Origin of the sequence: Thalassotalea euphylliae (genome assembly GCF_042682785.1) — a bacterium.
Taxonomy (GTDB): domain Bacteria; phylum Pseudomonadota; class Gammaproteobacteria; order Enterobacterales; family Alteromonadaceae; genus Thalassotalea_F; species Thalassotalea_F euphylliae.
In genome coordinates this window covers 262,400-287,774 of the sequence record NZ_JBHUIB010000001.1, presented here as the reverse complement: position 1 = coordinate 287,774, position 25,375 = coordinate 262,400, and the positions used below count along the sequence as shown (strand labels likewise).

The following is a 25,375-nucleotide window of genomic DNA, read 5'->3' as shown; positions in this document are numbered from 1 at the left end:
TAAATGAGTAAAGAGTCGAACGAGTTGCCAGAAGATATCGAGGTCATTGGTCCCGGCCAAATGCTGGCGGAAGCTCGACAGAAAATGAATCTCACTCAGCAGCAAGTTGCTGAAAAGCTTAACTTTAGAGTGACGCTTGTTGATGAAATTGAGCACGAAATTTTTGATAAAACGCTTCCTGATACGTTCAACCGCGGTTACCTCAAAAATTATGCGAAGCTTGTAAACGTAACTGAATCTGAAGTACTTTCAAGTTACGAAATGTTGGGTGTTGCAGCTAAACAACGTACTGAAATGCAAAGCTTTTCGAAAATCACAGAAAAGCAGGCTCAGCACAGCCGTTTGATGTGGGTAAGCTATCTTATTTTAGCTGCACTTGTCGCATCAACCGTCGTATTTTATCTTCAAGACAGCCAAAACAATATGACCACCTCTGCAGCGCAAAATGACGTTGAAAGCCCAGTTTCAGAAGGTGAAAGTTCAATTGTAGAGCCCTCAGTAGGTGAGTCTTTAACGGCTAATGAAAACGCGTCACCGATTGAAAGTAGTGATATCCAGTCAGTTAATACGGTTTCTCAACTTGGACAGCTTACTGAGGATGGTGGCAATACAGATACAGAGTTACCACCAACAGCTAAAGGTGGCAGCTCATCGAACACAGTACAAGAAAGTGCAACAGCCGTTGAACCCGTCATTGAATCGGCGAGTGATGAGGTGATTGTGTTAGCCGAAGAGGCTCTAGAGTCAATCGCCATCTTCACCTTTGCTGGTGATTGCTGGGTTAATATTCAAGATGCCAATGGCGAGCGTATCGCTTATGGTATCAAAAAAGCTGGATATGTGATGGAGCTTAGAGGTACAGCACCTTTTGAAGTGACCGTAGGTAAGCCTGAACTTGTGCAGGTTGACTTTAATGGACAGTCAATCGATATGTCGAAATATAACGTCGGTAATATTGCAAAATTTACCCTACCTGAATCATCTTAGTTTATTTTTATGTTTACAGAATCTCCGATAAAACGCCGTAAATCCCGTCAAATCATGGTGGGTAATGTACCTGTTGGTGGTGATGCACCGATCAGTGTGCAGTCAATGACCAACACGTTAACAACAGATGTTGATGCAACGGTCGCGCAAATAAAATCGCTTGAAGCTGTTGGGGCAGATATTGTCCGCGTTAGTGTGCCAACAATGGATGCAGCAGAAGCATTTAAAGAAATTAAAAAGCAGGTTAACGTGCCGCTTGTTACAGATATCCACTTTGATTACCGCATTGCGCTAAAAGTAGCCGAATATGGCGCTGATTGTTTACGTATCAATCCAGGGAATATTGGCAAAGAAGATCGTGTAAAAGCGGTTGTTGAATCGGCACGCGACAAAGGCATACCAATTCGAATTGGCGTAAATGGTGGCTCGTTAGAGCGAGACTTACAAGAAAAGTATGGTGAACCTACACCGGAAGCCTTGCTTGAATCAGCAATGCGTCACGTCGATATTTTAGACCGTCTGAATTTCCATGATTTTAAGGTGAGCGTTAAAGCATCTGATGTCTTTTTGGCTGTCGGCGCTTACCGTTTACTTGCCGCACAAATTGATAATCCTCTGCATTTGGGCATCACTGAAGCGGGTGGCTTCCGCTCTGGTTCGGTAAAATCAGCAATCGGGTTAGGGATGTTACTTGCCGAAGGTATAGGTGATACGCTCCGTGTTTCGCTGGCGGCGGACCCTGTTGAAGAAATTAAAGTGGGTTTCGATATTCTGAAGTCACTAAAAATTCGCAGTCGCGGTATAAACTTTATCGCTTGTCCAAGTTGCTCGCGTCAAGAGTTCGATGTGATCGGTACGGTTAACGCCCTAGAGGAGCGTCTTGAAGATATTATTACACCGATGGATGTGTCTATCATTGGTTGTATCGTTAATGGGCCAGGTGAAGCAACGGTGTCAGACCTTGGTTTAACGGGCAGTAGTAAGAAGAGTGGTTTCTATCTAGATGGCACCCGTCAAAAAGAGCGCATTGACAACAATGACATTGTTGATCAGTTAGAAGCTAAAATCCGCGCAAAAGCGCAGATGATGGATGAAGAAAATAAGATTGATGTAAAGGCCGTCGACTAAGCACGGTTGTTTACGTTTTCCCCAGTAGCGCCTATAATGCGCCGTTGATTTTTTGATAAGAGATAAGTTACGTGAGTAAAGCAATTCAAGCTATTCGAGGCATGAATGATTGTTTGCCAAGTGAAACAAATGTTTGGCAAATGGTAGAGGAAGTATTGCGCCGTGTGGCGAGCAATTATGGTTTCGCTGAAATTCGTATGCCAATCGTAGAGTCTACTGCTTTATTTAAACGTTCTATTGGTGAAGTGACTGATATCGTTGAAAAGGAAATGTATACCTTTGACGATCGTAACGGTGATAGTTTGACACTTCGCCCAGAAGGCACGGCAAGTTGCGTACGTGCAGGAAACCAACACGGTTTGCTGTACAACCAAGAACAGCGTCTATGGTACATGGGGCCAATGTTCCGTCATGAGCGCCCGCAGAAGGGGCGTTACCGTCAGTTTCATCAGTTCGGTATTGAAGCGTTCGGTATTTCTACCCCAGATATAGATGCTGAAGTTATTATGCTATCAGCGCGTTTATGGAAAGAGTTAGGTATTAGTGAGTTCGTTACGTTAGAGCTTAATTCGCTTGGGTCTAGCGATGAACGTGCCGCATACCGAGACGCGCTAGTAGCTTATTTGGAAAAGCATGAAGACAAGCTGGATGAAGATAGCAAACGCAGAATGCATACTAATCCACTGCGTGTATTAGATAGCAAGAATCCAGATGTTCAAGCTGCACTAGTTGACGCGCCAAAACTGAGTGATTACTTTGGTGAAGAAACTACTGCTCACTTCACGCAATTAAAAACCTACCTAGACAATGCTGGTATTAAGTATGTTATCAATGAACGCCTTGTACGTGGGTTGGATTACTATAACCGCACAGTGTTTGAATGGGTAACGGACAGTTTAGGCGCACAAGGTACAGTATGTGCTGGTGGCCGTTATGACGGTCTTGTTGGACAGTTAGGTGGTAAAGATTCGCCAGGTATTGGTTTTGCTTTAGGTATCGAGCGCTTGGTGCTAATGATGACTAGTCTGGAAAAAGCCAATAATATTCGCCCTCAAGTAGATGCCTATGTTATCGCGTTAGGTGAAGGTGCGGATCTGCAAGCTATTAATTTAGCCGAGCAATGGCGCGATGCAGTGCCAAGCATTCGTATTCAAAACCACTGTGGTGGTGGCAATATGAAGAAACAGATGAAGCGTGCTGATAAATCAGGCGCGCAGGTGGCGTTAATTTTAGGTGAAGATGAGCTTGCTAATCAGCAAGTGACAGTGAAATACCTGCGCGGCCAACATGAACAACAAAGCTTGCCGTTAGTGCAAGTAGCTAGCTTACTAGCTGAGTTAATTTAAGGAATTATTGTGGAACAATTCGAAACAGAAGAACAACAAGTCGAAGCGATTAAGAAGTTTTGGCAAGAAAACGGTAACTACATTATCTCTGGTTTAGTTGTTGGTTTTGCGGGCTTTATTGGTTTTAACTACTACCAAGATACTAAGCTAGCGCAAGAAGAAGCGGTAGCGTCTGAGTATACAGCTCTACTGGAGAGCAAGGATACAGACAATGAAGCATTCAAAACGGATGCAGACAAGTTTATTCAAGCTAATAGCGAATCAAGCTATGCGTCGCTTACCGCTTTTAGTTTAGCGAAAGATGCTGTAGAACGTGAAGACTATGAAAAAGCGGTGGCTTTTTTAAATACAGCCATAGAAAAAGCACCAACTGATGCAATCAAAGCGATTGCTGTCATCCGCCTTGCACGCGTGCAAATTCAATTAGGTGAGTTTGATACCGCACTAGCAACAGTTGGTCAGCCGCTACCTGAAGGCTTTAAAGCATCAGCTGAAGAAATCAAAGGTGATGCATACCTTAAACAAGGTAAGAAAGAGCTAGCCCGAAACGCTTATCAAGCAGCGATTGATGCGGATGGCTTAGCAACCAACCCAACGTTGCAAGTAAAAATCGACGATTTAGCACAAGCGACAAACCTTACACAGTAATTGAATAAACCGTGAGCAGAAAATCAATGATAACGACAAAAACAAAACTCGCGGCAATGGTGTTGCTGGCAAGTTTAGTGTCAGCGTGTTCGTCAACTGATGATGAAGATGAAGCAATTAAGGTTGCCGAACTTACTGAAATTAACGAACAGTTTGAGCCAGAGGTGCTATGGGATGCCAGTGTTGGTGAAGGGGTTGATGATTACTTCTCTCGCTTAAAGCCCGCACATGGTTACAACAAAATCTTCAGTGTTAGCCGTGATGGCGATGCCTATGCATACGATGCGATAACAGGCGACCAAACCTGGCATGTAGATTTAAGCGACTTAGATAGTGAACGTGGCTTTTTCGATAATCGTCAACCTGCACTCATTGGTGGTGGTCCAGCAGTTGGTATCAATAAAGTCTTTTTCGGCACCGAAAATGGCGAAATATTTGCGTTGAACGCAGATACTGGCGAACTTGAATGGACAGGCAAGGTAAAAGGCGAAATGATCGCTAAGCCTGCGTTAGATTCAGGTATTTTGGTTGTTAACACGGCTTCAGGTGTATTGAAGGCATTTAATGCAATAACTGGCGAAGATGCATGGGAAGTGACTCTTGATGTACCACCTTTAACACTTCGTGGCATCAGTGCACCAACGATTGCAGCTGGTGGTGTGCTTGTAGGGACATCATCGGGTCAGTTAACCGTATTTATGCTTGAGAAAGGTCAACAAGGCTGGACGGCTGAAGTTGGTGAACCAACAGGGTCAACTGAACTAGAGCGCGTTATTGATGTCGACTCTTCTCCGCTAGTATTTGGTGACAAGGTATATGCAATATCTTCTCGCGGTAATTTAGTTTCAATTGATATTCGAAACGGACGTGTTTTGTGGAAGCGCCAGTACTCGTCATATCGCCAATTGGCGATAGATGGCAATACTCTTTACCTGACGAATTTAAAAGGTCATGTCTACGCTGTTGATCGCATTAATGGTCTAGAGAAGTGGAGTAACCTTGCGCTAACAAATCGTGGTGTTACAGGCCCAGCTGTTGTCGGTAACTACGTAGTTGTTGGTGACTTTGAGGGCTACTTGCACTTTATTGACCAGGAAACCGGTGAGTTTGTGGCACGTCATGAAGTAGACAGCAGTGGTGTTTATGCAACGCCTATTGTCGAAAACAATGTGTTGTACGTCCAAACTAGAGATGGTTCATTAGAAGCTGTAAAAGTACCATAAGGTCGTGTTACAGCGACTGTAGTCAGATTCGACTATAGTTATTAAATACTTTCAAACGGCTCCATACATCGCTTATGGGGCCGTTGTTAATTTCATAGCGATATTTTTTTGAGGTTTTCATGCTACCAGTAGTTGCATTAGTGGGTCGCCCTAACGTTGGCAAATCAACACTATTTAATCGTTTAACACGCACACGAGATGCGTTGGTAGCTGATTACCCGGGTCTTACACGCGATCGCCAATACGGCCAAGCATCGGTAGAAGAGCATCCTTTCATTGTCATAGATACTGGTGGTATTCATGGTAATGAAGAGGGGATTGATGCGTTGATGGCTGAGCAATCGTTGATGGCTATCGAAGAAGCTGATGCAGTACTTTTCCTGGTGGATGCGCGTGCAGGATTAACCTCGGCAGATGAGGCTATTGCTAACTATTTGCGGAAACAAGACAAGAAAGTCTTTCTAGTCGCCAACAAAATTGATGGTATTGATGCTGATTCTGCTATCGCTGAGTTTTTCAGTTTAGGCCTTGGTGACACCGTTCATCAGATTGCTGCAGCACATGGTCGTGGTGTTACGCAGTTACTAACGCTCGCCTTATCACCTCACATCGAAGAGTTAGGCCAAGAGCCAACAGAAGGCGAGGAAGACGAAGACGCGCTTTACTTTGAAGAAGGTGAAGAGGTTGAAGTCGATGCGCCGGAAGAAGATGACAAAATTAAACTTGCTATTATTGGTAAGCCAAATGTCGGTAAATCGACCTTAACCAATCGTATTTTAGGTGAAGAGCGTGTTGTGGTTTACGACATGCCAGGTACCACACGAGACAGTGTGTATATTCCTATGGAACGCAATGATCGTGAGTATACGCTTATTGATACTGCAGGTATTCGCCGTCGTAAAAACGTTAGCGATGTCGTTGAGAAATACTCGGTTATTAAAACTCTTCGCGCGATTGAAGATGCTAACGTGTGTTTGTTAGTGATTGATGCGCGTGAAGGTATTACCGATCAAGATTTAAGCTTACTCGGCTTTATTTTAGAGGCTGGTCGTTCATTGGTGCTAGCGGTGAATAAGTGGGATGGAATTGACCAAGAAATCAAAGACAATATCCACAAAGAGCTAGATCGTCGTCTGGGCTTTATTGACTTTGCTCGTATCCATTTTATCTCGGCGTTACATGGCACGGGCGTTGGGCACTTGTTTGAATCTGTGGAAGAAGCATTTGTGTCAGCGACCAAACGTATTTCCACATCTATGGTGACGAAAATATTGGATATGGCAGTGTTTGATCATCAACCACCTATGCATAACGGCCGTCGCATCAAACTTAAATATGCTCATGCTGGTGGTTACAACCCACCAATTGTTGTTATTCATGGTAACCAAACCAAGCATTTGCCGCCGTCATACAAACGTTATTTGATGAACTACTATCGTAAGTCATTAAAAATTATGGGTACACCAATTAAGATTGAGTTTAGAGAAACCTCTAACCCATTTGCAGGCAAGAAGAAGCTTACCTATACCGAACAGAAGAAATTAGCGCGTGCTACACAAGGCTATAAGAAAGATTAAGCCATAGCATAACATTGCTTTTGGCTGCCTATTTCGCTAGGGTAAACAGCAATTAACCGCTAATTGCTGGGATCAAAGTTTTAATGCCGGGTACGCAACAAGTTGATGTTATTAATCGCTTAAATCGAAATCTTGGTTTATTAGATGCCGGTGCCACGGTAACGATTGATATCGTGACGCCAGCAGGTAAAAAGGGCAAGTTCAGAACAACTTTTATTGGCTACATGCCTAAGCAATTTGTGCTTATTCAATTTCCTGATAGCAGCAAGCTTGGCAGTTTTTCTCATTATATTTCTCAAGGTACCAACATCACGGTCCGTGGCCTTATAGAAGGTCATGAAGGAGCGGTAGTTGCCTTTGTAAGCCCAGTTCGGCAAACCATCCAAATTCCTTCACGCATGATGGTACTGGAATTCCCCAAAACAGTTAGTCTCCAATCGCTAAGATCTTCCATGCGTATAGAGACTGATATCAAAGCAAAAATTCGCGTTAATAATGACTATTGGCAAGCGTCAATCATGGACTTATCAGTCAATGGCTGCCAGCTGTTTATAAACAACGGCGACTCCTTGTTGCTAAACAAAGATCAGCAAGTGCAAATTACCGTTGAAGAGTTAGATGGTGGCAGTAAATTAAAGGTAGATGCCAGTGTCTGTAACGTGAAAAATCAAGTAGATGGCATTGCTATCGGTGTTCAGTTTGATGAAGCCGCTAAAAAGCAAGTATTACAATTAATGCAGTCGACAATTGCCACAGAGTTAGAAGACTAGCAACAAGTTATTCGTGACTTAATCGTAATGTTTATCTCGCACCGTAGCTTTTATAATACCGTCACTTACTTGGACTGAAATATCGTCACCCAACACTACCTGCTCCGTTGATTTCACAATTGTACCTGTCTCACTGCGCGTAACACTGTAACCTCGAGCGATTGTCGCTAATGGACTAACAATATTTAGCTGCTCTACGATGTGAGCAAATGCATTTCGCTTAGTCGTTAACTGATGTTGCTGACAACTAATTAGGCGCTCTTTTAAATATTCAACGCGCGATACATAGCTCTCTATAGCGCGCGCTGGCGAGAGATGAGATATGCGTTGTGATAACTGCAAGGACGAGACCTGTCTTTCACGCATTTGCTGTTGCATCGCTATTTTTAAACGAGTGCTAAGTTCATCACTTCGTTGACCATGCATCATTAACATACGTTCAGGGTGTTGCTTAGCGAGCTTAGCTGAGGCTACCTCAGATTGCTGTTTATTGAGCTTTAGTTTATTAACAATGCCTATGGCTAATCTGCTTCTTAGCTGCTGTATTTTTGCCGCTAGTTCACTTTGATCGCCGGATACTAACTCCGCGGCAGCTGAGGGTGTTGGTGCTCTTACATCTGCAACATAATCAGATAAGGTGGTATCTATCTCGTGCCCAACTGCACTAATGACGGGGAGATGTGAGCGCGATATCGCTTGTACTACGTGCTCATCATTAAAGCACCATAAGTCCTCAAGAGACCCTCCACCGCGTCCAACAACAAGCACATCAACTTCACAGCGAGCGTTAGCAATATCAATACTGGCTATAATATCGTTTGGTGCCAGCTCGCCTTGAACAAGCGCTGGGTAGATAACAACCTCAATTGCCGGGTTACGTCTCGCTAAAACACTAATAACGTCTTTTACTGCAGCGCCTGTTGGAGAGGTAACAACGCCTACTTTATGAATGACAGAGGGTAATGGCTGTTTCTTTGATACATCAAAAATGCCCTGCGCGGTAAGTTTCGCTTTTAATGCTTCATACTGTTGACGCAATAAGCCTTCGCCAGCATCTTCCATTTGCTCAATAATAAGTTGAAAGTCACCTCTCGGCTCATACAAAGAGACACGGGCTTTAACTAGGACTTGTTGGCCGTTTCCCGGTTTGATTCGGACATAGCGATTGTTCCCTTTGAACATCGCACATTTTACTTGAGACTTACTGTCTTTTAGCGATAAATACCAATGACCTGAGCTCGCTGCGATGAAATTCGATATTTCACCTGTTAACCATACAGTATTGAGTTCACTTTCTAAGATGAAACGTACTTTTTTAGTTAGCTCGTTTACTTGTAATATGTGCCTGTCGGTTAACATTATTATAGTTTTATACGCTTTTACGAAATATCTAACGCTAGTATAACTTTGTTATAACCTTTATTGGCGAATTATTTTCATAATTTCATAAAATAAAGTTTACCTAGCGCCACAAAAGGGTTAAAATTCTGCCGCAATATTTACTCCATTCCTCCCATATAAGCGAGATATTGTGATGCTAAGAATTGCTCAAGAAGCGTTAACTTTCGATGACGTTTTATTAGTACCAGCCCACTCTAAGGTACTGCCTCATACTGCCGACCTAACAACTAAACTAACGCGCAAAATTTCTCTGAATGTGCCAATGGTTTCTGCGTCTATGGACACGGTAACAGAAGCGCGTTTAGCTATTACTCTTGCGCAAGAGGGTGGCATTGGTTTTATCCATAAGAATATGACCATTGAAGAGCAAGCTCGCAATGTTTCACAAGTAAAGAAATACGAAAGCGGTATTGTTTCAGACCCTATCACTGTGTTTCCTGACATCACGATTGAAGAAGTTATCGCGCTTGCTAAAGAGCAAGGTTTCTCAGGTTTCCCTGTTGTTGATAAAGAAAACAATCTTGTTGGTATTATCACGAGTCGTGATTTACGTTTTGAGACAGATCTTTCTAAGAAAGTAGCTGACCTTATGACAGGTAAAGAGGACCTAGTCACGGTGGCTGAAGGCACAGAGCGTGAAGATATCCTTCACCTTATGCACGAGCACCGCATTGAAAAGCTACTTATGGTTGATGATGCATTCAAACTAAAGGGTTTGATCACTGTAAAAGATTTCAAAAAAGCTGAGCGCAAGCCAAATGCATGTAAAGACGAGTTCGGTCGCTTACGTGTAGGTGCAGCTGTTGGTGTTGGTGCAGGCACTGACGAGCGTATCGACGCACTAGTCGCGGCAGGTGTTGATGTACTTCTTATCGATACATCACATGGTCACTCTCAAGGTGTATTAGATCGCGTTAAAGAAACTCGTGCTAAATACGCTGATTTACAAATTATTGCTGGTAACGTTGCAACTTCTGCAGGCGCTAAAGCATTGGCTGATGCTGGCGTTGATGCAGTTAAAGTTGGTATTGGCCCTGGTTCAATTTGTACAACGCGTATCGTTACAGGTGTTGGTGTTCCTCAGTTAACGGCAATTTCTGACGCGGTTGATGGCTTAAAAGGTACTGATATTCCAGTTATTGCTGACGGTGGTATTCGCTTCTCAGGTGATATCGCAAAAGCATTAGTTGCTGGTGCGCATTGCGTAATGGTGGGATCAATGCTTGCGGGTACTGAAGAATCGCCTGGTGAAGTAGAGCTTTACCAAGGTCGTTACTACAAATCATACCGTGGTATGGGCTCATTAGGTGCAATGGCACAGAAAGAAGGTTCTTCTGATCGTTACTTCCAAAAGACAGATGGAGAAGCAGATAAGTTAGTACCAGAGGGTATTGAAGGCCGTGTCGCATACAAAGGCCCTGTAGCAGCAATTGTTCATCAGCAAATGGGTGGCTTACGTTCATCAATGGGCTTAACCGGTAGTGCAACGATTGAAGAAATGCGCACTAAGCCGCAGTTTATGAAGATTTCAGCGGCTGGTATGGGTGAGTCACACGTACATGACGTAACAATCACCAAAGAAGCACCTAACTACAGAATGGGCTAATGAATACGTTAGTTCTTCATGGCTAAGCTGTTTACCTGCATTGGAAGTGCTCACTTGGTTTACCAAGCTCCGCGCTTCCGCTTTGTTAAACAACTTCCCACTATGAACTATCATTATTCATCACTTTAAAAAGATTTATATAGGCTGATTTACTGAAACGTAAATCAGCCTAGTTTTTTAAGAAATTATCTTGCTCTGAATAAAATTTGATTTATGAAGAGCCACAAAATGAGATATATCTAATGAGTAAAGATATCCATGATTCTCGAGTCCTAATTCTAGACTTTGGTTCTCAGTACACACAGTTAATTGCGCGCCGCGTTCGTGAAATTGGTGTTTACTGTGAGCTATGGGCATGGGACGTTACTGAAGCGCAAATTAAAGAATTCAACCCAACTGGTATTATCCTAGCGGGCGGCCCTGAGTCGGTTACTGAAGCTGATTCACCACGTGCACCTGAGTACGTTTTCAACGCAGGTGTTCCGGTATTAGGTGTATGTTACGGCATGCAAACCATGTCTGAGCAACTTGGCGGTAGTGTTCAATCTTCAGATCACAAAGAATTTGGTTATGCCGGCGTTGAAGTTATTGCACAGTCTGAGTTATTCAAAAACATTGAAGACCATATCGGTGACAATGGCAACGCAGTATTAGATGTGTGGATGAGCCACGGTGACAAAGTCGCCACGATTCCAGAAGGTTTCACTACGATTGCACAAACACCTAGCTGCGCGCACGCTGCAATGGCGAATGAAGAGAAGAAATTCTACGGTGTTCAATTCCACCCTGAAGTTACGCACACTAAGCAAGGTATGCGTATGCTTGAGCACTTCGTTGTCGATATTTGTCAATGTGAAAAGCTTTGGACCCCAAGTTCAATTATCGATGACGCTGTAGCGAAAATGAAAGAGCAAGTAGGTGACGACGAAGTTATCTTAGGTCTTTCTGGCGGTGTTGACTCATCAGTTGTTGCGATGCTTTTACATCGCGCGATTGGCGATAAGTTAACGTGTGTATTTGTTGATAATGGTTTGTTGCGTCTAAACGAAGGCCAGCAAGTCATGGATATGTTTGGTGATCACTTCGGTCTCAACATAGTTCATGTAAATGCTGAACAACGTTTCTTAGATCGCTTAAAAGGCGAAAATGATCCAGAAGCTAAGCGTAAGATCATCGGTAACGTATTCGTTGAAGTGTTTGACGAAGAAGCGGGAAAACGTAAAAACGCGAAATGGTTAGCACAAGGTACAATTTACCCTGACGTAATTGAATCAGCAGCTTCTAAAACAGGTAAGGCACATGTCATTAAGTCTCACCACAATGTAGGTGGCTTACCTGAAGATATGGAACTTGGCCTTGTTGAGCCTTTACGTGAGTTATTCAAAGACGAAGTACGCAAAATTGGTTTAGAGTTAGGCCTTCCTTACGACATGCTATACCGCCACCCATTCCCTGGTCCTGGTTTAGGTGTTCGTATCTTGGGTGAAGTGAAGAAAGAGTACGCTGATTTATTGCGCCGTGCTGACGCTATCTTCATTGAAGAGTTACATAAGCATGACTTATACAATAAAGTGAGCCAAGCGTTTACGGTATTCCTACCGGTACGTTCAGTAGGCGTAATGGGCGATGGTCGTAAATACGACTGGGTTGTGTCATTACGTGCTGTAGAAACAATCGACTTTATGACGGCTCACTGGGCGCATTTACCATACGACTTCTTAGGCCTGGTTTCTAACCGTATTATCAATGAAATTGATGGTATTTCACGTGTGGTTTATGATATTTCGGGTAAGCCGCCTGCAACAATCGAATGGGAATAATCCTTCTTTAAGCTTGCTCTTTTACTTTGTAGCGTTGTTGGTAAATGCTCATGTACGTTTGTACATTCCGCTTTACCGCCTACCTCCAAAGGAAAATTTCAGCGCTTAAATTAAATTATTAACATCTGAGTAGATATAAAAAAGCGCCTTTCGGCGCTTTTTTTGTAGGAGAAGATGAAATGTTTTGCGTGTGCTGTCGGTTTACATCCAACTGCAAAGGGTTACTCGTAAGAGCGCTCCATCCACATAATTTGCATTTTAAGATCTTCAATTTCCTTTTGAGCGTCAGCTAACTTCTGTGCTAGCGCTTTGCTTTCCTGTGTGTTCTCTTCTGCAATACTCGCTAATGCTTTGTCGTCGTCGTGTGCCATGACTACCCCTTATAAATGTAATGACATATGTAATATTACATGAAAGATTACATTAAGTCATAAGTGGAGGCGAAATAGCGATCATAGCGATTGTTTATTGATGTAAACTAATTCGCACAAAATATAGGCAAGTCATTGTTTTCTTTCATAGTAGTCAGCAATTTTTATAATGGCTTTGCTACCTATATCCGGAAAATCTTGGCGATATTTGTATTGGTGATAAAGGGTTGAGAATGCATCTGAGTTAGAAATTTGATCCAGTGTTTTGATCAATTCACTACCGTATGCGTCGCTTGTTAAGCAGCAAGAGACATATTGTTTGATGACCTCAATGAGGTCGCTGCCTTGTTCTTGAAGTAGAGAGTCTACTTCTAAAAAGTAAGCAGTGCCTGACCAATACACACGCATGTAAGCGCGTCTGCTCCACATGTTGTTTGAGACAGAAGATAGTGGCCCACGCTGTTTGGCAGTATTTTTTATGCCTCTACTAAACCCTGCTTTAATGCGCCGAACAAAAGTGTCTTTATCAAATACATCGTTATCCAACATAATAATTTGCTGAACGTAAGTGGCGAAACCCTCGCTCAGCCATATCGAGCTATCATCCAAAAACGGTAAATATAAATGTGCGATTTCATGATAAAGCGTCCAGTCGTCAATAAAGCTTTTTGTAGGAAATTTAGTGTCTATTTTCAGCACGATTATGTTTCCGTCTCGGTCAACTTGCCCCCAAGGCACTGGTTCTCTGGCGTTAGGTTGTGGGCTGACGTTGAACCGCAGTGTTTGGAAAGGAAGCAGTGAAAACGTTTGCTGAGATGCGGTTACACCATTGGCTAGCCATTGGTCTATTTGGGTTTGTTCAGATTTAGTGAATTTGTATTTATTGTGCCATTCATAAAGCGCTGAAGCATTTGCAGTGTTGAATAAGCAAAGCAATAGTAAAAAAGGAAAGAGTAACTTCATAAGAACAATTAGCATGTCGTTTGTTTGAATTACGTTGTCTTGCAAAGTTTAGATGATAAAGTAAACGCCAAAATTGACGGTTTGTGACAAGTTGTGAACATCCAGCTTTCACTGTATCCATGATGAGGCCATTGCATGTCTTCACTGATAGAAATATTTTCGCGCTTTTTCTTACTTGGCTGCACCAGTTTTGGTGGACCAGCAGCGCATATTGGTTACTTCCAACAAGCTTTTGTGCAGAAGCACAAATGGTTGAGCCAACAAGACTTCGGCAATTTAGTGGCGCTAAGCCAATTTTTGCCGGGACCTGGTTCAAGCCAAGTAGGCTTTGCGATAGGGTGTCATCGCGCTGGTCTTGCGGGTGGTATTGCTGCCTTTATTGGGTTTACAACACCTTCAGTACTATTGATGCTGACTCTCTTTTTTATCGGTCTAGAGTTTGCCAACACGATAACGTTTAAAGGCATTGTCACCGGACTTAAATTACTTGCCGTTGTCGTTGTTGCTGACGCGATAGCGACCATGGCAAAAAGCTTTTGCCAGCAACTTTGGCAAAAAGCACTTGCACTCGTTGTTGCGTTGCTGCTGATTTTTCTACCGTTACCAGGGTTGCAAATAGGGCTGCTTGCCGTTGCCGCAGTGATAGGGCGTCTAGTCTTTTCATCACCAGAACCGAGTTCTACAGAGCCGTTAGAAAGCAATAAATCGTCGCTTGATTGGCCGAGTTTTGCGTTGTTTCTCATTTGTCTTGTCGCTGGAATTGTCGTTAGTGGTGGCAATGCATTGACACAGATGATGAAAGATTTTTATGTAGCAGGTAGCTTAGTGTTTGGTGGTGGCCATGTGGTTCTTCCGCTATTACAAGAAGCCGTTGCAGGCAGTCTAGCGCAAAGTGAATTTTTAATTGGTTACGCAGCGGCACAGGCGGTTCCTGGACCAATGTTTACACTTGCAACTTATCTTGGGGCGAGTATGTTTGAATCGGCACCTATTATAGGTGCGCTTGTGGCAACCATTATGATCTTCTTGCCTGGCTTTCTCCTCATCATAGCGTTCCAGCCGGTATGGCAGCAATATGCTGCAAACCCCAAAGTAGCTGGCGCATTGTCAGGAGTAAATGCTGCCGTCGTAGGGCTTTTAATGGCAGCCTTTTATCAACCTGTTGCTGTATCAGCGATAAGCGGTTGGTTGGACGGTATTATTGTTTTACTGGGGTTATGCTTGTTAAGAGGGCTCAAAGTACCTGTTATTACTCTTGTGTTGTCATTTGCAGCGCTAGGCGTACTTTTGGTACAACTAGTCTACTAAGGCATGTCCATGGGGAATCACATGGCACGACAACAGACACTAAAAATTTACTATGCAGCTTCAATTTTCAGCGTCATATTTGCTGTTATTGGCTTTGGGTACAACGCTTGGCGGTTGGAAGTTAGCGAGCAAAATACCACAGTCAGAACGGCATCGTTTGAAGTGATGACAGCAATAGCTGAACTAGAGCAGAATATATTTTCTGCGGTATATGACAACGATAGCATTACAGGGTCTGCTCGGATTGGTTGGGTTAAAGTCGGGCTAATCAATGATCTGAGTTTATTGATTAGCCCAAAAGCGGCTGCACAAGCTGACAAGTTAAAAAATACATGGCAAATACACTGGTCATCAATTGCAGAAAATGAAGAATCACTTGCTGCCGTTAATAAGGAAGTAGCCTTGCTACGAGATGCGATTAAACAAGAACTGAGAACACTTAATTAGTCTTGATATAGCATTTTTGATGCTCTGAAATAGGCATATTTATGGAGAACTTATGCGATTTGTAATGAAACAAAAACTTTTGTCTTTGCGGGACAGTTTCGAAATTTTTGATGATAAAGACAGGTTAGCTTATGTCGCAAAAGGGAAGTTTTTCAGCCTAAGAAAATCGTTAACAGTTAGAGACGTCAATGAGCGTGAAGTAGTTTCTGTTAAACAAAAGTTACTGGCAATTAAGCAAACGTTTTTTATTACCTTTCCTGATGGCACCCAGTGTCGCATTAAAAAACGATTTTTCCCGTGGATAACAAGTCGCTTCATCATTAAAACGCCAGGCGCTGATGTAGAGGTGACTGGTGATATTTTTTCTCATGAGTACCAATTTGTTGCGGCTGGTCAACTTATCGCTCAAGTGTCAAAACGCTGGTTTAGTATAGGTGATACCTACGGTGTCGATATTGCACATGAAGAGGATATTCCTCTTGTGTTAGCGGCAGTGGCCATCATTGATATGAGCATGCATGGTGACAGCGGCAGCATTGGTAGTGACTAACAGGGTTAGTCACTAATTGGTTATATACATCATCACCAATAAAAAGCCGAGCAATATACCGTTAAGCCCCAAAATATAAATAAAGCCCTTGAGTCCATCTTTTGCGCTATAGCCACGCTGATTAAGATAGAACCACCAAATGCCACACATCAGTAGCGGTAATAAAAAAAATAATCGAATCATAAAGTTATTTTTCTAACATAAGTATCATTAGCATAATTCAAAATCCGCAGTCTTGCTGGTACTGCTCTTCACAGAGTTTATTTTGATTGTGGTTCTTGTTGATTTATGAGTTCCGTAAGTGGCTTTCTTATACTGTACAGAAATAACAAGCTTGGGATCACCATTAATGCTGTAAAAACAAAAAATAATGCCCAGTTGCCATCTAGCCAGTCGACAAATATACCTGAATATGAACCCAGCATAACGCGGCCAAATGTGCCCAATGATGCCATCAACGCGTATTGACTAGCAGTGAATGTTCGGTTGCACAGCACTGATAGTAAGGCGACAAATGCGACAGAGCCCCATGCTGAAGTAAATCCATCAACAAAAACGGTAAAAGCAAATAGTGCTTTATTAGGACCCACAAGCGCCATCACTGCGAACAAAAGGTTGCTAGCGGCCATCGCTATACCACCGATAAATAAGCCCTTTAAAATCCCATAGCGAATAGTAAAAATACTGCCCATCAATGAAAATACGATGGTTACTGACCAGTTAATCATCTTGGAGTAATACGCAATATCTTCGTTACTGAAGCCGACTTCTCGATAGAACACTATCGACATTCTGCCTAAATAGGCTTCACCTAATTTAAACAAGAAAATAAATAATAAAATTGATAAGGCCAAACGCGTGCCATTGCGGTCGAAAAACTCTTGAATAGGCGCTACAAGTGTCGTTAATAACCATGCACTTAATTGATGGACTTTAGAAGGGGCTATGGCAGGCGTGCTTTGTTCTAGCGTCATTAAACTGCGGTTGAGACCTGAGAGTTGCTTAGAGAACAAAAACAGTAACCCGACAACAAGCAAACTTATTGATAAAAATTGGTAGTCGTTGCTGATGATATCTGATGGCCAAGCGACATATCCTGTGTTTGCATAAACGATGGTAAGTAGAATCAGTGGCAGCAACAGTAAAATGAAAAGTGGCTTGCGACCTTGCGTTGGCAATACGTTCAGATAACGTTGTTGAATGTCGTTGTGCTCTTGTTCTCTATTACTCACAGGTTCATTAACGACGATAGCTGTAATCATTAATCCGACCATTATGGCAGCTAATACAACGTAAACTTCCGCCCACTGCCAATTTGGCTGGCTTACTAAAATAAATGGAATACTGCCAAGGCCTGCAAAGCCGGTCCACCAGCCTGACGTGGCCATTGCTGAACCAGCTGCCATGTAGTTTTTATCTTGGTCATTAAGAATATCAATACGGTAAGCATCAATAGCAATGTCCTGGGTGGCGCCAGAAATAGCGATAGCAAGACCGAACAATGCCATTAGGCTGAGTTGTGCTTGAGCGTCTAACTGCGACATGGTGACAGTGGCACTGACAATAATACCTTGGGTAAACAAAATCCAACTGCGTCGTTGACCGAGTGCCCTCAATATTGGGATTTTTAGTCTGTCGACCAGCGGAGACCAGAGAAAATTGATACTGTAAGCAACGAAGATCAGGCCAAATAAGCCAATGCTGGAACGACTTAAACCTTCATCTTTAAGCCAACCTGACATCGCTGAGCCAATCATTACCCATGGGAAACCACTGGCAACACCAAAACAAAACACGGTAAGAAGGCGACGATCACGAAAATACTGAAACGACTGGAGGAGAGACTGCTGCGACATGAAAATAGGTGATGGCTAAAAGTAGCTTAAGCCTACCAAAGCCCTATCCGCTAAACCAACATTTATTTTGTGTCATGCAGTAACAATGCCTAAGGCAGTGGTCTCCAACCTATGCAGTCTATCGGGTAGCTGCCTCGATTGGCAAAAAAGTCTAAACAGGTGGTTATTTCGCTTTTAAAAAACAAATCGTTGTTCAGTGATTGCGCGCCATGCAAACTCAGTTCATGTACTACATGCCAAAATACCCGTTCCTTGGCGCTACTGGGTGTTTCATCAGTCACTGACAATAAGGTCCACTCTTCCATGGTGTCCACAATGAATTTGTCTAGTTCGGTGTAATGTATAGTTCTGTCGATTACTGCAATTATGTATGCGCGTATTTGATTACTCTTCTCACTGATAAACTGCTCAATTATCATGATGTTCACTCTTGCCTTTACTGGCTTTAATCTCGGAAAACGCGTGTTATATCTAACGTGATAATAATTATTATTTACTTAAGTTATTGTCGATGAATGGACTCTTGTCAAAGCGCTTTGACAATTTATTACATTATTTTGACAGTCGTCAGTTTGAAAAGTTTGAAAGGCAACAAAATTTTGTTGCCAGACAAAAATGTAAGGATTTACTTATTCGGCAGGCAGCAATGTAGCTTTGATGAGAGTTATAGGCTCAATAGGCACATCATCCCAGCCCATTAACTCATTATACTCAGTTTTCACTTTTCCCATCGCTTCAATCACGTCGAGTCCCTCAACTACTTCACCAAAAACTGCATAGCCCCATTCTCGACCTGGATCTAAGTTAGTGTTGTCACTTAAGTTGAAAAAGAACTGGCGATTTGCGGAGTGGGGGTAGCGCTCTTTTGCCATGGCAATGGTGCCAAGGTCGTTTTTGTTGCCATTACCTGATTCGTTGACAATATCGGGGTAGGTTTTCTTCATCGTGAAGTCTTTATCGTAACCACCGCCTTGGACAATGAATTCCTCTATCACGCGATGGAATACCGTATTGTCAAATTCCCCTTCCACCACGTACGTTAAAAAATTATTGACGGTAACAGGCGCTTTAATACGGTCAAGCTCAACAATGATAATGCCCATTGATGTTTCAATTTTGACTTTAGGGAATAGGTTATCGGGGTCGATATTATTTTTTTCTGCAATCGCAAAAAAGGTGATGCAACACGCGATAAGCAATGTAATAAGGCGCATGATGTTATTCCTTTATAAAGTTTATGAGCTCTGCATTGGTCGCTATGTCAGTAATAAATTTGCCCAACTGCTGATTCAAGTCGCGTTCTAATACGGCAAGATCTGCTGAAAGTGGCCCATTACTGTTGCCTCGTGTTGTGAACACGTTTGTTTGTGTTTTATCGCCATTGGTCACTTTCAACTCGAGTACAATTTCACTGTTTGCTGTGTATTTCATCAACTCTTGGTTGACGCTAACCAAGGCTTTTTCGATAGTGACAGTAATTGTTTTTGAACCGCTAGAAGTCAACATTACCCCCTGTTTTTTGAGGGTGTCAGAAAACGTTTGTGAAAGTACATCACTGAGTGGTGTTTGAGGAGAATACAGCGTTGCTGCTTGATCTTTTTTCAGTATTTGAACGATATGTTGACTTGCTCGTAAGTCTTGAACAGAGAAAGTGACAGGCGTTTGTTGGTATGTGGCAACGACAGGTTGGGTTATTTGAGGTGCCAAAATAACGTGGCTTGGAGTTTGGCTACAGCCTACAACGGCAAGCGAAAATAATGCAGAAAAGCCTAACTTAACAAGTTTCATTCAATATCCTCTTATTGTTTTATGCTAGATAAAATAACAAATTTTTTGTTAGCTGAAATGGTTTGGCAGTTGCCAAACAAGCGTTTAAGTTTAACGTGGTAGCCCAATTGTCGATTACCAATAATGCGGAGCTCGCCTCCAACTTTAAGGATTCGTTTGGCATCTTTAAACATTTGCCAAGCAATATGGTCGGTAACTGCGTGTTGCTGATGAAAAGGGGGGTTGCAAAGTATGATGTCTGCACTGTTTTTCGGAGATGCTGCCAAGCAATCATCTGCTTCAAATTGACACTGTTCAATCAGGGCAGGGAAGTTCAATACGACATTTTCTCGCGCCGAAGCCACGGCCATAAAGCTCTCATCTTTGAAGGTAACTCTTGCATCAGCTGTTTGTGCTAAAACCGCTAAACCGAGAACACCGTTACCACAACCTAAGTCAATAACCTGTTGTTGTGAGCCAACATTAGGTAGATGTTCCAGTAAAAATCGTGCACCTATATCCAAGCTTTCTCGAGAAAAAACGTTAGCTAGATTGGTGAGTGTTAACTTACTTGTAGGTTCTTGCCAGGTAGTTTTTTGCCCTTCTTTACTTCCTGAATTTTCTATCACTGAAAAGACCAAACGTGCCTTTTTTACAGCCAACGATGTTTTGGTTTCACCGAGAGATTTTTCGAATATTTGCAACGTAGATTTGTGAATATCTTTGGCACGCGCTGCGGCAATAAAATTTACACGTTGAGAGTAGGTTTGGGCAATAGCGTTCAATTGATGCTGCAACAGCGCATTGATTTTAGGAATTTTGTAAAGAATGATATCGACGTCTTTTGGCAGCTCCGCCATTGAATCTATGATGGTTAGCTCATCAATATCTAAATTGTTTTGTTCGGCATTAAAACGGATACCTTGGTGGCTAACATAAGAGTCTGAAACCACCGTCACTTTGTAACCAGTCAATGCCAGCGCTAGTGCGCCAAAACTGTCATTGAACACGAGTACATGCGTTTGCTCAGCAAGTATAGCTTGTTCACTTAAGTGGTTAAGGAGTAGCTCATCAGCTGCATCCCAAGCCTGCAAGCTTCTATTAATTTGTGCAGGAGGAAACCTATCTAGGTGAATTGGCGTATCGTTAACTATAAAAGGGCTGAGCATAAACGTATGAGTTTGATAAAATGGTTGGCTATTGTCGCAAATATCTTTTTCGCTCACCAGCTATTGGTGGCATAAAGTCAGACTAGGAGTAGACCATTAATATTACCGCGCCTGATGCAAGTTTGAGCTTTGAGCCTAATTTTATCGGTAATCCATTGGCAGCTGAATATTATCAAACCCTCATTGATGAAGTACCTTGGCGTGAAGATGAGATAAGGATGTACGGTAAATGGGTAGCCATTCCACGATTACAGCAATGGTATGGCGACCCTGGCATAGATTACACGTATTCAGGACTTACATTGAGCGCCATGCCTTGGCATCCGGTGCTGGCATCGATAAAACACCAAATAGAGCAGCTTACGGGATGGTCACTCAATGCATGTTTGGTCAATTGTTATCGAGATGGTAATGACACCGTTGGCTGGCATAGCGACGATGAGCCAGAGTTGGGGGAATTTCCTAATATTGCCTCTGTTTCACTGGGTGATCAGCGAGATTTTCAAATGAAGCACAAAGCGACTAAACAAAAATTGGTCGTGCCATTGTCACACGGCAGCCTATTGCTCATGTCAGGCACTACGCAGCGTTATTGGCAGCATTGTGTCCCTCGTACGAAGCGCGTAAAATCGCCGCGCATTAACCTGACATTTCGTAAAATATTTGCCCCAAATTAAATTGTTATGAATTGTCGATAGTTAACGCATTATTACCAACAATTTGATAACTATCGCTGGCGGTCCAGCGAAGAATTACTAAAATTAATAAATAAAGTTCTGCACATGGAAAGGTGTCATGAACGCTGTTAAGGGAGCAGATATGAGTATAGAAGCGACTATAGAAAAGAAGTTATTGAGCGCGTTTTCTCCATTACATTTAGACGTTGTCAATGAAAGCCATCAACATAATGTGCCTGTGGGTAGCGAGTCACATTTTAAGGTCACCATTGTCTCAAAAAATTTTGAAGGTGAGCGTTTAATTAAACGTCATAGAGCGATTAATAAAGTACTTGCTAATGAGCTCTCAGAGCACATCCATGCTTTAGCACTTCATACATATACTGAAACGGAGTGGCATAATTATTATGCTGATGACAATGTCCCGCTGTCACCAAAGTGTTTAGGTGGTAGTAAACGTTAATTATCATAACCTTCCAATTCAAATAAATGCGAATTCTTATTCGCATTTATTTTCAGCCCGTTTTCTGGTATTACTAGCTGATTGAATGTCACACATTCAATGTAGATCTAATGATCACATCAATAATAATTAAAAATCTTCAGGGGAAACTGGTCAATGAAAGCGCTGTATAGCTTTGTCTTGCTAGTAGACAAAGTTACAGAGCAGCTTGGTCGTGCTGTGTCTTGGTTGACATTGGCGATGGTGCTGCTCACTTTTCTTATTGTAGTGCTAAGGTACGGATTTAATATTGGCTGGATTGCCATGCAAGAATCTGTTTTATATTTGCACGGTCTTGTCTTTATGCTAGGTGCCGCTTTTACATTGAAAGTTGACGGGCATGTTAGAGTCGATATTTTCTACCAGCGTTTTAGCAACAAACATCGCGCTTGGGTTAATTTGCTCGGTAGTTTGTTCTTGTTACTGCCTGTTGTCGTCTTCCTTTTTTATATCAGCATTGATTATGTCGCTACCTCTTGGCAGATCATGGAGAAGTCATCAGAAGCGGGCGGTTTACCTTTTGTTTACGTATCAAAAACCTATTTATGGCTATTGGCTGTGACTTTGGGTCTGCAAGGTTTAGCTGAGGCAGGCCGCAATATCTTAGTCATTCGCGATAAAATCGCAGTCGAGAAAACGGGAGACATGAAATGGAATTAATCCCGTTATTTATGTTTATTGCTGTCTGTGGCGTTTTATTACTCGGCTATCCCGTGGCATTTACATTAGCAGGAGTCGCACTTATTTTCGCTGGTATAGGTGTAGCAACGGGGACATTTGATGGTCTGTTTCTTAGTGCACTGCCAAGTCGTTTGTACGGCGTTATTAACAATCAAACCTTGTTAGCCGTGCCTTTATTCGTCTTTATGGGGGCAATGCTAGAGCGCTCTAAAATTGCGGAAAACCTGTTAAATGCCATGTCCATATTGATGGGGCGGTTTAACGGTGGTTTGGGTATAGCGGTGACATTGGTTGGCATGCTGCTCGCAGCGAGCACAGGCATAGTCGGTGCAACGGTAGTCACCATGGGGTTACTGTCACTACCTACCATGCTTAAGCGTGGTTACGATCCAAAATTTTCGACTGGAATTATCTGTGCGACAGGCACATTAGGGCAGATTATCCCTCCGTCTATTGCCCTGGTATTACTGGGAGATGTGCTTTCTAGCGCGTATCAGCAAGCGCAGTTAAAAATGGGGGTTTTTAGCCCTGAAACAGTGTCAGTCGGTGAACTGTTTGCCGGCGCTGTGGTACCTGGACTTATTTTGGTTGCCGTTTATGCGCTTTATTGTGTCGCGGTAGCAATAATAAAGCCTGAATCCGTCCCAAAAGTAAGACGTGAAGATATTGCTGGACTTGATGAAAGTAAGTCGACAGTTGCGCTATTATTAACCGCGTTAATTCCGCCTATGTTGCTTATTATCGCTGTGTTGGGCTCTATTCTTTTTGGGTTTGCGACACCTACTGAGGCCGCAGGGGTTGGGGCGATGGGCGCCACCTTTCTTGCGTTGTGGCAAGGACAATTATCAAAAACAAACCTACAAGCGGTGATGACATCAACAGTTAAGATTACCTCGATGGTATTTTTAATTCTTATCGGCGCAAGCTTGTTCTCACTTGTTTTCAGAGGCTTTGGCGGTGAGGAGCTGGTCCATGGATTCTTTGAACAAATGCCGGGTGGTGTTGTCGGTGCCACACTAATTGTGATGCTCGTTATCTTCCTCCTTGGTTTTATCTTAGATTTTATCGAGATTACCTTTGTTGTTATTCCTATTGTGGCACCTGTTCTATTAATGATGGGACTTGATCCAATTTGGTTAGGAATTATGATAGCGATTAACCTGCAAACTTCGTTCTTAACACCGCCATTTGGCTTCGCCTTGTTCTATTTACGCGGTGTGGCAGACAAAGTTGTGAAAACTGCAGATATATACAAAGGCGTCATTCCCTTTATAGTGATGCAATTATTATTACTTGGCGCTTTAGCTATCTGGCCACAGTTGGTCACTTGGTTACCTGAAGTGATGTATGGATAACAAAATGAAAAAAACAATTAAACGAATTTCTCTCGCAGTGTTAACACTGACAGCTCTTTTTGGCTGTGGTGAAAAAGCAGCGGAAGGCACGAATGCTGCCGCACCTGCTCAAACGTATAAATGGAAAATGGTAACGTCGTGGCCGAAGAACTTTCCGGGACTTGGCTTGGCACCAGAAAAGTTTGCGACTATGGTCGATGAAATGAGCGCTGGACGATTAAAAGTCCAAGTGTATGGTGCGGGTGAACTGGTGCCGGGTTTTGAGGTGTTTGACGCGGTTTCCCAAGGTACCGTGCAAATGGGACACAGTGGCAGCTATTACTGGAAAGGTAAAATTCCTTCGTCACCCATTTTTGGTGCCATTCCTTTTGGGATGACAGCAACTGAGCTTAACGCTTGGTTACATCATGGCGGTGGCCTCGAACTCTGGCAAGAAATGTACAAGCCGTTTGGAATTATACCAATGGCTGGTGGTAATTCAGGTGGCCAATTCGCTGGTTGGTTCAAAAAAGAAATCAATAGCATGGAAGATTTGAAAGGCCTGAAAATGCGTATACCTGGCTTAGGCGGTGAAGTACTGCAACGAGCAGGCGCAGTGCCGGTTACGTTAACGGGCGGCGAAATTTTCTCGTCACTGCAAAGTGGTGCAATTGACGCGACGGAGTGGGTGGGGCCATATAACGACTTAGCGTTCGGTTTTTATCAAGCCGCAGACTTTTACTATAGCTCTGTGTGGCATGAGCCAGGCACTGGTTTAGAGTTTTTAATTAACGAAAAAGCGTATAACGAGCTACCTAAAGATTTGCAAAAAATTGTCGAAGTTGCGGCGCGAGCAGTTAATGAAGATACACTGGATGAGTACAACGCGCGAAACAATGCAGCAATGCAAACACTGAAAGAAAAGCACAATATTGTGCCACGTGAATTGCCGCCTGAAGTCATTGAAGGTTTGCGTAAAATCACAGAAGACGTCATTGCTGAACAAGTAGCAGCGGATCCTGGCTTTGCTAAGGTATGGACTTCATACAGTGAGTTTATGGCGTCTATACGTGCTTATCACGACTCTACATTACGTGCTTACTTAAACAATCGATAAACCTCAGTTTTACTCGTTAAAGCCAGCGTTCAGCTGGCTTTTCTTTGCTGCTCGTACCTCTTTAAAGGTAAAGACGGGTACACTATGCAGCAATTTTGACAAATTCCATAAAAAGAAAAGGTCTTCC

26 protein-coding genes are annotated in these 25,375 nt (G+C 42.8%); 17 read left to right on the top strand and 9 right to left on the bottom strand.

Features of this window, described 5'->3' with window-relative positions:
* The first annotated feature begins 3 nt into the window (after window positions 1-3).
* The 7 genes from ACFSJY_RS01280 to ACFSJY_RS01250 all read left to right on the top strand — a co-directional run bounded on the left by ACFSJY_RS01280 (window position 4) and on the right by ACFSJY_RS01250 (window position 7,679).
* The gene (locus ACFSJY_RS01280; protein WP_386030291.1) at window positions 4-987 is read left to right on the top strand and encodes a RodZ domain-containing protein; all 984 of its coding nucleotides are present in this window, start codon (window positions 4-6) and stop codon (window positions 985-987) included.
* Window positions 988-996: 9 nt separating this feature from the next.
* Window positions 997-2,115 carry a flavodoxin-dependent (E)-4-hydroxy-3-methylbut-2-enyl-diphosphate synthase gene (gene ispG, locus ACFSJY_RS01275; protein WP_386030289.1) on the top strand — a complete coding sequence of 373 codons (1,119 nt, stop codon included), beginning with the start codon at window positions 997-999 and terminating at the stop codon, window positions 2,113-2,115.
* 71 nt (window positions 2,116-2,186) lie between these two features.
* Entirely contained in the window at window positions 2,187-3,461 is a 1,275-nt protein-coding gene (gene hisS, locus ACFSJY_RS01270) for a histidine--tRNA ligase (RefSeq protein WP_386030287.1), read from the top strand.
* Window positions 3,462-3,470: 9 nt separating this feature from the next.
* Window positions 3,471-4,109, top strand: coding sequence for a YfgM family protein (locus tag ACFSJY_RS01265; RefSeq protein WP_386030285.1), 639 nt, complete (start codon window positions 3,471-3,473; stop codon window positions 4,107-4,109).
* Window positions 4,110-4,135: 26 nt separating this feature from the next.
* Window positions 4,136-5,332: an outer membrane protein assembly factor BamB gene (bamB, locus tag ACFSJY_RS01260; protein WP_386030283.1), complete on the top strand. Its 1,197-nt coding sequence runs from the start codon at window positions 4,136-4,138 to the stop codon at window positions 5,330-5,332.
* 119 nt (window positions 5,333-5,451) lie between these two features.
* Entirely contained in the window at window positions 5,452-6,909 is a 1,458-nt protein-coding gene (gene der, locus ACFSJY_RS01255) for a ribosome biogenesis GTPase Der (RefSeq protein ID WP_386030281.1), read from the top strand.
* Window positions 6,910-6,992: 83 nt separating this feature from the next.
* The gene (locus tag ACFSJY_RS01250; protein ID WP_386030279.1) at window positions 6,993-7,679 is read left to right on the top strand and encodes a PilZ domain-containing protein; all 687 of its coding nucleotides are present in this window, start codon (window positions 6,993-6,995) and stop codon (window positions 7,677-7,679) included.
* A gap of 18 nt (window positions 7,680-7,697) precedes the next feature.
* Here the strand turns inward: ACFSJY_RS01250 and xseA are convergent, their stop codons facing one another.
* Complete coding sequence (gene xseA / locus ACFSJY_RS01245) at window positions 7,698-9,038, bottom strand: exodeoxyribonuclease VII large subunit (protein ID WP_386030277.1); 1,341 nt, start codon at window positions 9,036-9,038, stop codon at window positions 7,698-7,700.
* Window positions 9,039-9,213: 175 nt separating this feature from the next.
* Here xseA and guaB point away from each other — a divergent pair, with 175 nt between their 5' ends.
* Window positions 9,214-10,686, top strand: a complete 1,473-nt coding sequence (gene guaB / locus ACFSJY_RS01240; protein ID WP_386030275.1) for an IMP dehydrogenase — start codon at window positions 9,214-9,216, stop codon at window positions 10,684-10,686.
* A 242-nt stretch (window positions 10,687-10,928) separates the two neighbouring features.
* A complete protein-coding gene (gene guaA, locus ACFSJY_RS01235) occupies window positions 10,929-12,506 on the top strand; it encodes a glutamine-hydrolyzing GMP synthase (RefSeq protein ID WP_386030273.1) in 1,578 nt (525 codons plus the stop codon).
* A 221-nt stretch (window positions 12,507-12,727) separates the two neighbouring features.
* Here the strand turns inward: guaA and ACFSJY_RS01230 are convergent, their stop codons facing one another.
* Entirely contained in the window at window positions 12,728-12,877 is a 150-nt protein-coding gene (locus ACFSJY_RS01230) for a hypothetical protein (RefSeq protein WP_386030271.1), read from the bottom strand.
* Between the two features lie 132 nt (window positions 12,878-13,009).
* Window positions 13,010-13,855, bottom strand: a complete 846-nt coding sequence (locus ACFSJY_RS01225; protein ID WP_386030269.1) for a M61 family metallopeptidase — start codon at window positions 13,853-13,855, stop codon at window positions 13,010-13,012.
* A gap of 120 nt (window positions 13,856-13,975) precedes the next feature.
* Between ACFSJY_RS01225 and chrA the strand changes: the two genes are divergently transcribed.
* The 3 genes from chrA to ACFSJY_RS01210 are packed head-to-tail and all read left to right on the top strand — an operon-like array spanning window position 13,976 to window position 16,145.
* A complete protein-coding gene (chrA, locus tag ACFSJY_RS01220; RefSeq protein WP_386030267.1) occupies window positions 13,976-15,148 on the top strand; it encodes a chromate efflux transporter in 1,173 nt (390 codons plus the stop codon).
* A 21-nt stretch (window positions 15,149-15,169) separates the two neighbouring features.
* Entirely contained in the window at window positions 15,170-15,595 is a 426-nt protein-coding gene (locus ACFSJY_RS01215; protein ID WP_386030265.1) for a hypothetical protein, read from the top strand.
* A 52-nt stretch (window positions 15,596-15,647) separates the two neighbouring features.
* Window positions 15,648-16,145: an LURP-one-related/scramblase family protein gene (locus ACFSJY_RS01210; protein WP_386030263.1), complete on the top strand. Its 498-nt coding sequence runs from the start codon at window positions 15,648-15,650 to the stop codon at window positions 16,143-16,145.
* Window positions 16,146-16,157: 12 nt separating this feature from the next.
* Here ACFSJY_RS01210 and ACFSJY_RS01205 read toward each other — a convergent pair whose 3' ends face one another.
* The 6 genes from ACFSJY_RS01205 to ACFSJY_RS01180 all read right to left on the bottom strand — a co-directional run bounded on the left by ACFSJY_RS01205 (window position 16,158) and on the right by ACFSJY_RS01180 (window position 20,937).
* On the bottom strand, window positions 16,158-16,328 hold the full coding sequence (locus tag ACFSJY_RS01205) for a hypothetical protein (RefSeq protein ID WP_386030261.1): 171 nt from the start codon (window positions 16,326-16,328) through the stop codon (window positions 16,158-16,160).
* 77 nt (window positions 16,329-16,405) lie between these two features.
* Window positions 16,406-18,001, bottom strand: a complete 1,596-nt coding sequence (locus ACFSJY_RS01200) for an AmpG family muropeptide MFS transporter (protein ID WP_386030258.1) — start codon at window positions 17,999-18,001, stop codon at window positions 16,406-16,408.
* Between the two features lie 89 nt (window positions 18,002-18,090).
* Window positions 18,091-18,420 carry a hypothetical protein gene (locus ACFSJY_RS01195; protein ID WP_386030256.1) on the bottom strand — a complete coding sequence of 110 codons (330 nt, stop codon included), beginning with the start codon at window positions 18,418-18,420 and terminating at the stop codon, window positions 18,091-18,093.
* A gap of 210 nt (window positions 18,421-18,630) precedes the next feature.
* Window positions 18,631-19,215, bottom strand: coding sequence for a peptidylprolyl isomerase (locus ACFSJY_RS01190; protein ID WP_386030254.1), 585 nt, complete (start codon window positions 19,213-19,215; stop codon window positions 18,631-18,633).
* A gap of 4 nt (window positions 19,216-19,219) precedes the next feature.
* Window positions 19,220-19,789 carry a YajG family lipoprotein gene (locus tag ACFSJY_RS01185; RefSeq protein ID WP_386030252.1) on the bottom strand — a complete coding sequence of 190 codons (570 nt, stop codon included), beginning with the start codon at window positions 19,787-19,789 and terminating at the stop codon, window positions 19,220-19,222.
* Between the two features lie 11 nt (window positions 19,790-19,800).
* Window positions 19,801-20,937 (bottom strand): methyltransferase, encoded by a 1,137-nt coding sequence (locus ACFSJY_RS01180; RefSeq protein WP_386032189.1) that lies wholly within the window; start codon window positions 20,935-20,937, stop codon window positions 19,801-19,803.
* Window positions 20,938-21,059: 122 nt separating this feature from the next.
* On the opposite strand from ACFSJY_RS01180, the gene ACFSJY_RS01175 reads away from it, so the two are divergent.
* From ACFSJY_RS01175 to ACFSJY_RS01155, 5 genes are all read left to right on the top strand, one after another.
* Window positions 21,060-21,614 (top strand): alpha-ketoglutarate-dependent dioxygenase AlkB family protein, encoded by a 555-nt coding sequence (locus tag ACFSJY_RS01175; RefSeq protein WP_386030250.1) that lies wholly within the window; start codon window positions 21,060-21,062, stop codon window positions 21,612-21,614.
* A 142-nt stretch (window positions 21,615-21,756) separates the two neighbouring features.
* Window positions 21,757-22,077 (top strand): transcriptional regulator BolA, encoded by a 321-nt coding sequence (gene bolA, locus ACFSJY_RS01170; protein ID WP_386032187.1) that lies wholly within the window; start codon window positions 21,757-21,759, stop codon window positions 22,075-22,077.
* Window positions 22,078-22,233: 156 nt separating this feature from the next.
* A complete protein-coding gene (locus ACFSJY_RS01165; RefSeq protein WP_386030248.1) occupies window positions 22,234-22,776 on the top strand; it encodes a TRAP transporter small permease subunit in 543 nt (180 codons plus the stop codon).
* The gene (locus ACFSJY_RS01160) at window positions 22,767-24,152 is read left to right on the top strand and encodes a TRAP transporter large permease (RefSeq protein WP_386030246.1); all 1,386 of its coding nucleotides are present in this window, start codon (window positions 22,767-22,769) and stop codon (window positions 24,150-24,152) included. Before ACFSJY_RS01165 ends, ACFSJY_RS01160 begins: the two co-directional genes overlap by 10 nt.
* A gap of 4 nt (window positions 24,153-24,156) precedes the next feature.
* A complete protein-coding gene (locus ACFSJY_RS01155) occupies window positions 24,157-25,248 on the top strand; it encodes a TRAP transporter substrate-binding protein (protein WP_386030244.1) in 1,092 nt (363 codons plus the stop codon).
* Window positions 25,249-25,375 lie beyond the last annotated feature (127 nt).

Bases quoted from the DNA above. Each gene is read 5' to 3' on its own strand.
- ACFSJY_RS01205 (WP_386030261.1), bottom strand. From the start codon at position 16,328: ATGATTCGATTATTTTTTTTATTACCGCTACTGATGTGTGGCATTTGG.
- ACFSJY_RS01165 (WP_386030248.1), top strand. From the start codon at position 22,234: ATGAAAGCGCTGTATAGCTTTGTCTTGCTAGTAGACAAAGTTACAGAG.
- guaB (WP_386030275.1), top strand. From the start codon at position 9,214: ATGCTAAGAATTGCTCAAGAAGCGTTAACTTTCGATGACGTTTTATTA.
- ACFSJY_RS01155 (WP_386030244.1), top strand. From the start codon at position 24,157: ATGAAAAAAACAATTAAACGAATTTCTCTCGCAGTGTTAACACTGACA.
- ACFSJY_RS01190 (WP_386030254.1), bottom strand. From the start codon at position 19,215: ATGCGCCTTATTACATTGCTTATCGCGTGTTGCATCACCTTTTTTGCG.
- bolA (WP_386032187.1), top strand. From the start codon at position 21,757: ATGAGTATAGAAGCGACTATAGAAAAGAAGTTATTGAGCGCGTTTTCT.
- ACFSJY_RS01160 (WP_386030246.1), top strand. From the start codon at position 22,767: ATGGAATTAATCCCGTTATTTATGTTTATTGCTGTCTGTGGCGTTTTA.
- ACFSJY_RS01195 (WP_386030256.1), bottom strand. From the start codon at position 18,420: ATGATAATTGAGCAGTTTATCAGTGAGAAGAGTAATCAAATACGCGCA.
- guaA (WP_386030273.1), top strand. From the start codon at position 10,929: ATGAGTAAAGATATCCATGATTCTCGAGTCCTAATTCTAGACTTTGGT.
- ACFSJY_RS01225 (WP_386030269.1), bottom strand. From the start codon at position 13,855: ATGCTAATTGTTCTTATGAAGTTACTCTTTCCTTTTTTACTATTGCTT.
- ACFSJY_RS01210 (WP_386030263.1), top strand. From the start codon at position 15,648: ATGCGATTTGTAATGAAACAAAAACTTTTGTCTTTGCGGGACAGTTTC.
- ACFSJY_RS01250 (WP_386030279.1), top strand. From the start codon at position 6,993: ATGCCGGGTACGCAACAAGTTGATGTTATTAATCGCTTAAATCGAAAT.
- ACFSJY_RS01200 (WP_386030258.1), bottom strand. From the start codon at position 18,001: ATGTCGCAGCAGTCTCTCCTCCAGTCGTTTCAGTATTTTCGTGATCGT.
- ispG (WP_386030289.1), top strand. From the start codon at position 997: ATGTTTACAGAATCTCCGATAAAACGCCGTAAATCCCGTCAAATCATG.
- ACFSJY_RS01185 (WP_386030252.1), bottom strand. From the start codon at position 19,789: ATGAAACTTGTTAAGTTAGGCTTTTCTGCATTATTTTCGCTTGCCGTT.
- ACFSJY_RS01215 (WP_386030265.1), top strand. From the start codon at position 15,170: ATGGCACGACAACAGACACTAAAAATTTACTATGCAGCTTCAATTTTC.
- der (WP_386030281.1), top strand. From the start codon at position 5,452: ATGCTACCAGTAGTTGCATTAGTGGGTCGCCCTAACGTTGGCAAATCA.
- ACFSJY_RS01230 (WP_386030271.1), bottom strand. From the start codon at position 12,877: ATGGCACACGACGACGACAAAGCATTAGCGAGTATTGCAGAAGAGAAC.
- bamB (WP_386030283.1), top strand. From the start codon at position 4,136: ATGATAACGACAAAAACAAAACTCGCGGCAATGGTGTTGCTGGCAAGT.
- xseA (WP_386030277.1), bottom strand. From the start codon at position 9,038: ATGTTAACCGACAGGCACATATTACAAGTAAACGAGCTAACTAAAAAA.
- ACFSJY_RS01180 (WP_386032189.1), bottom strand. From the start codon at position 20,937: ATGCTCAGCCCTTTTATAGTTAACGATACGCCAATTCACCTAGATAGG.
- ACFSJY_RS01280 (WP_386030291.1), top strand. From the start codon at position 4: ATGAGTAAAGAGTCGAACGAGTTGCCAGAAGATATCGAGGTCATTGGT.
- chrA (WP_386030267.1), top strand. From the start codon at position 13,976: ATGTCTTCACTGATAGAAATATTTTCGCGCTTTTTCTTACTTGGCTGC.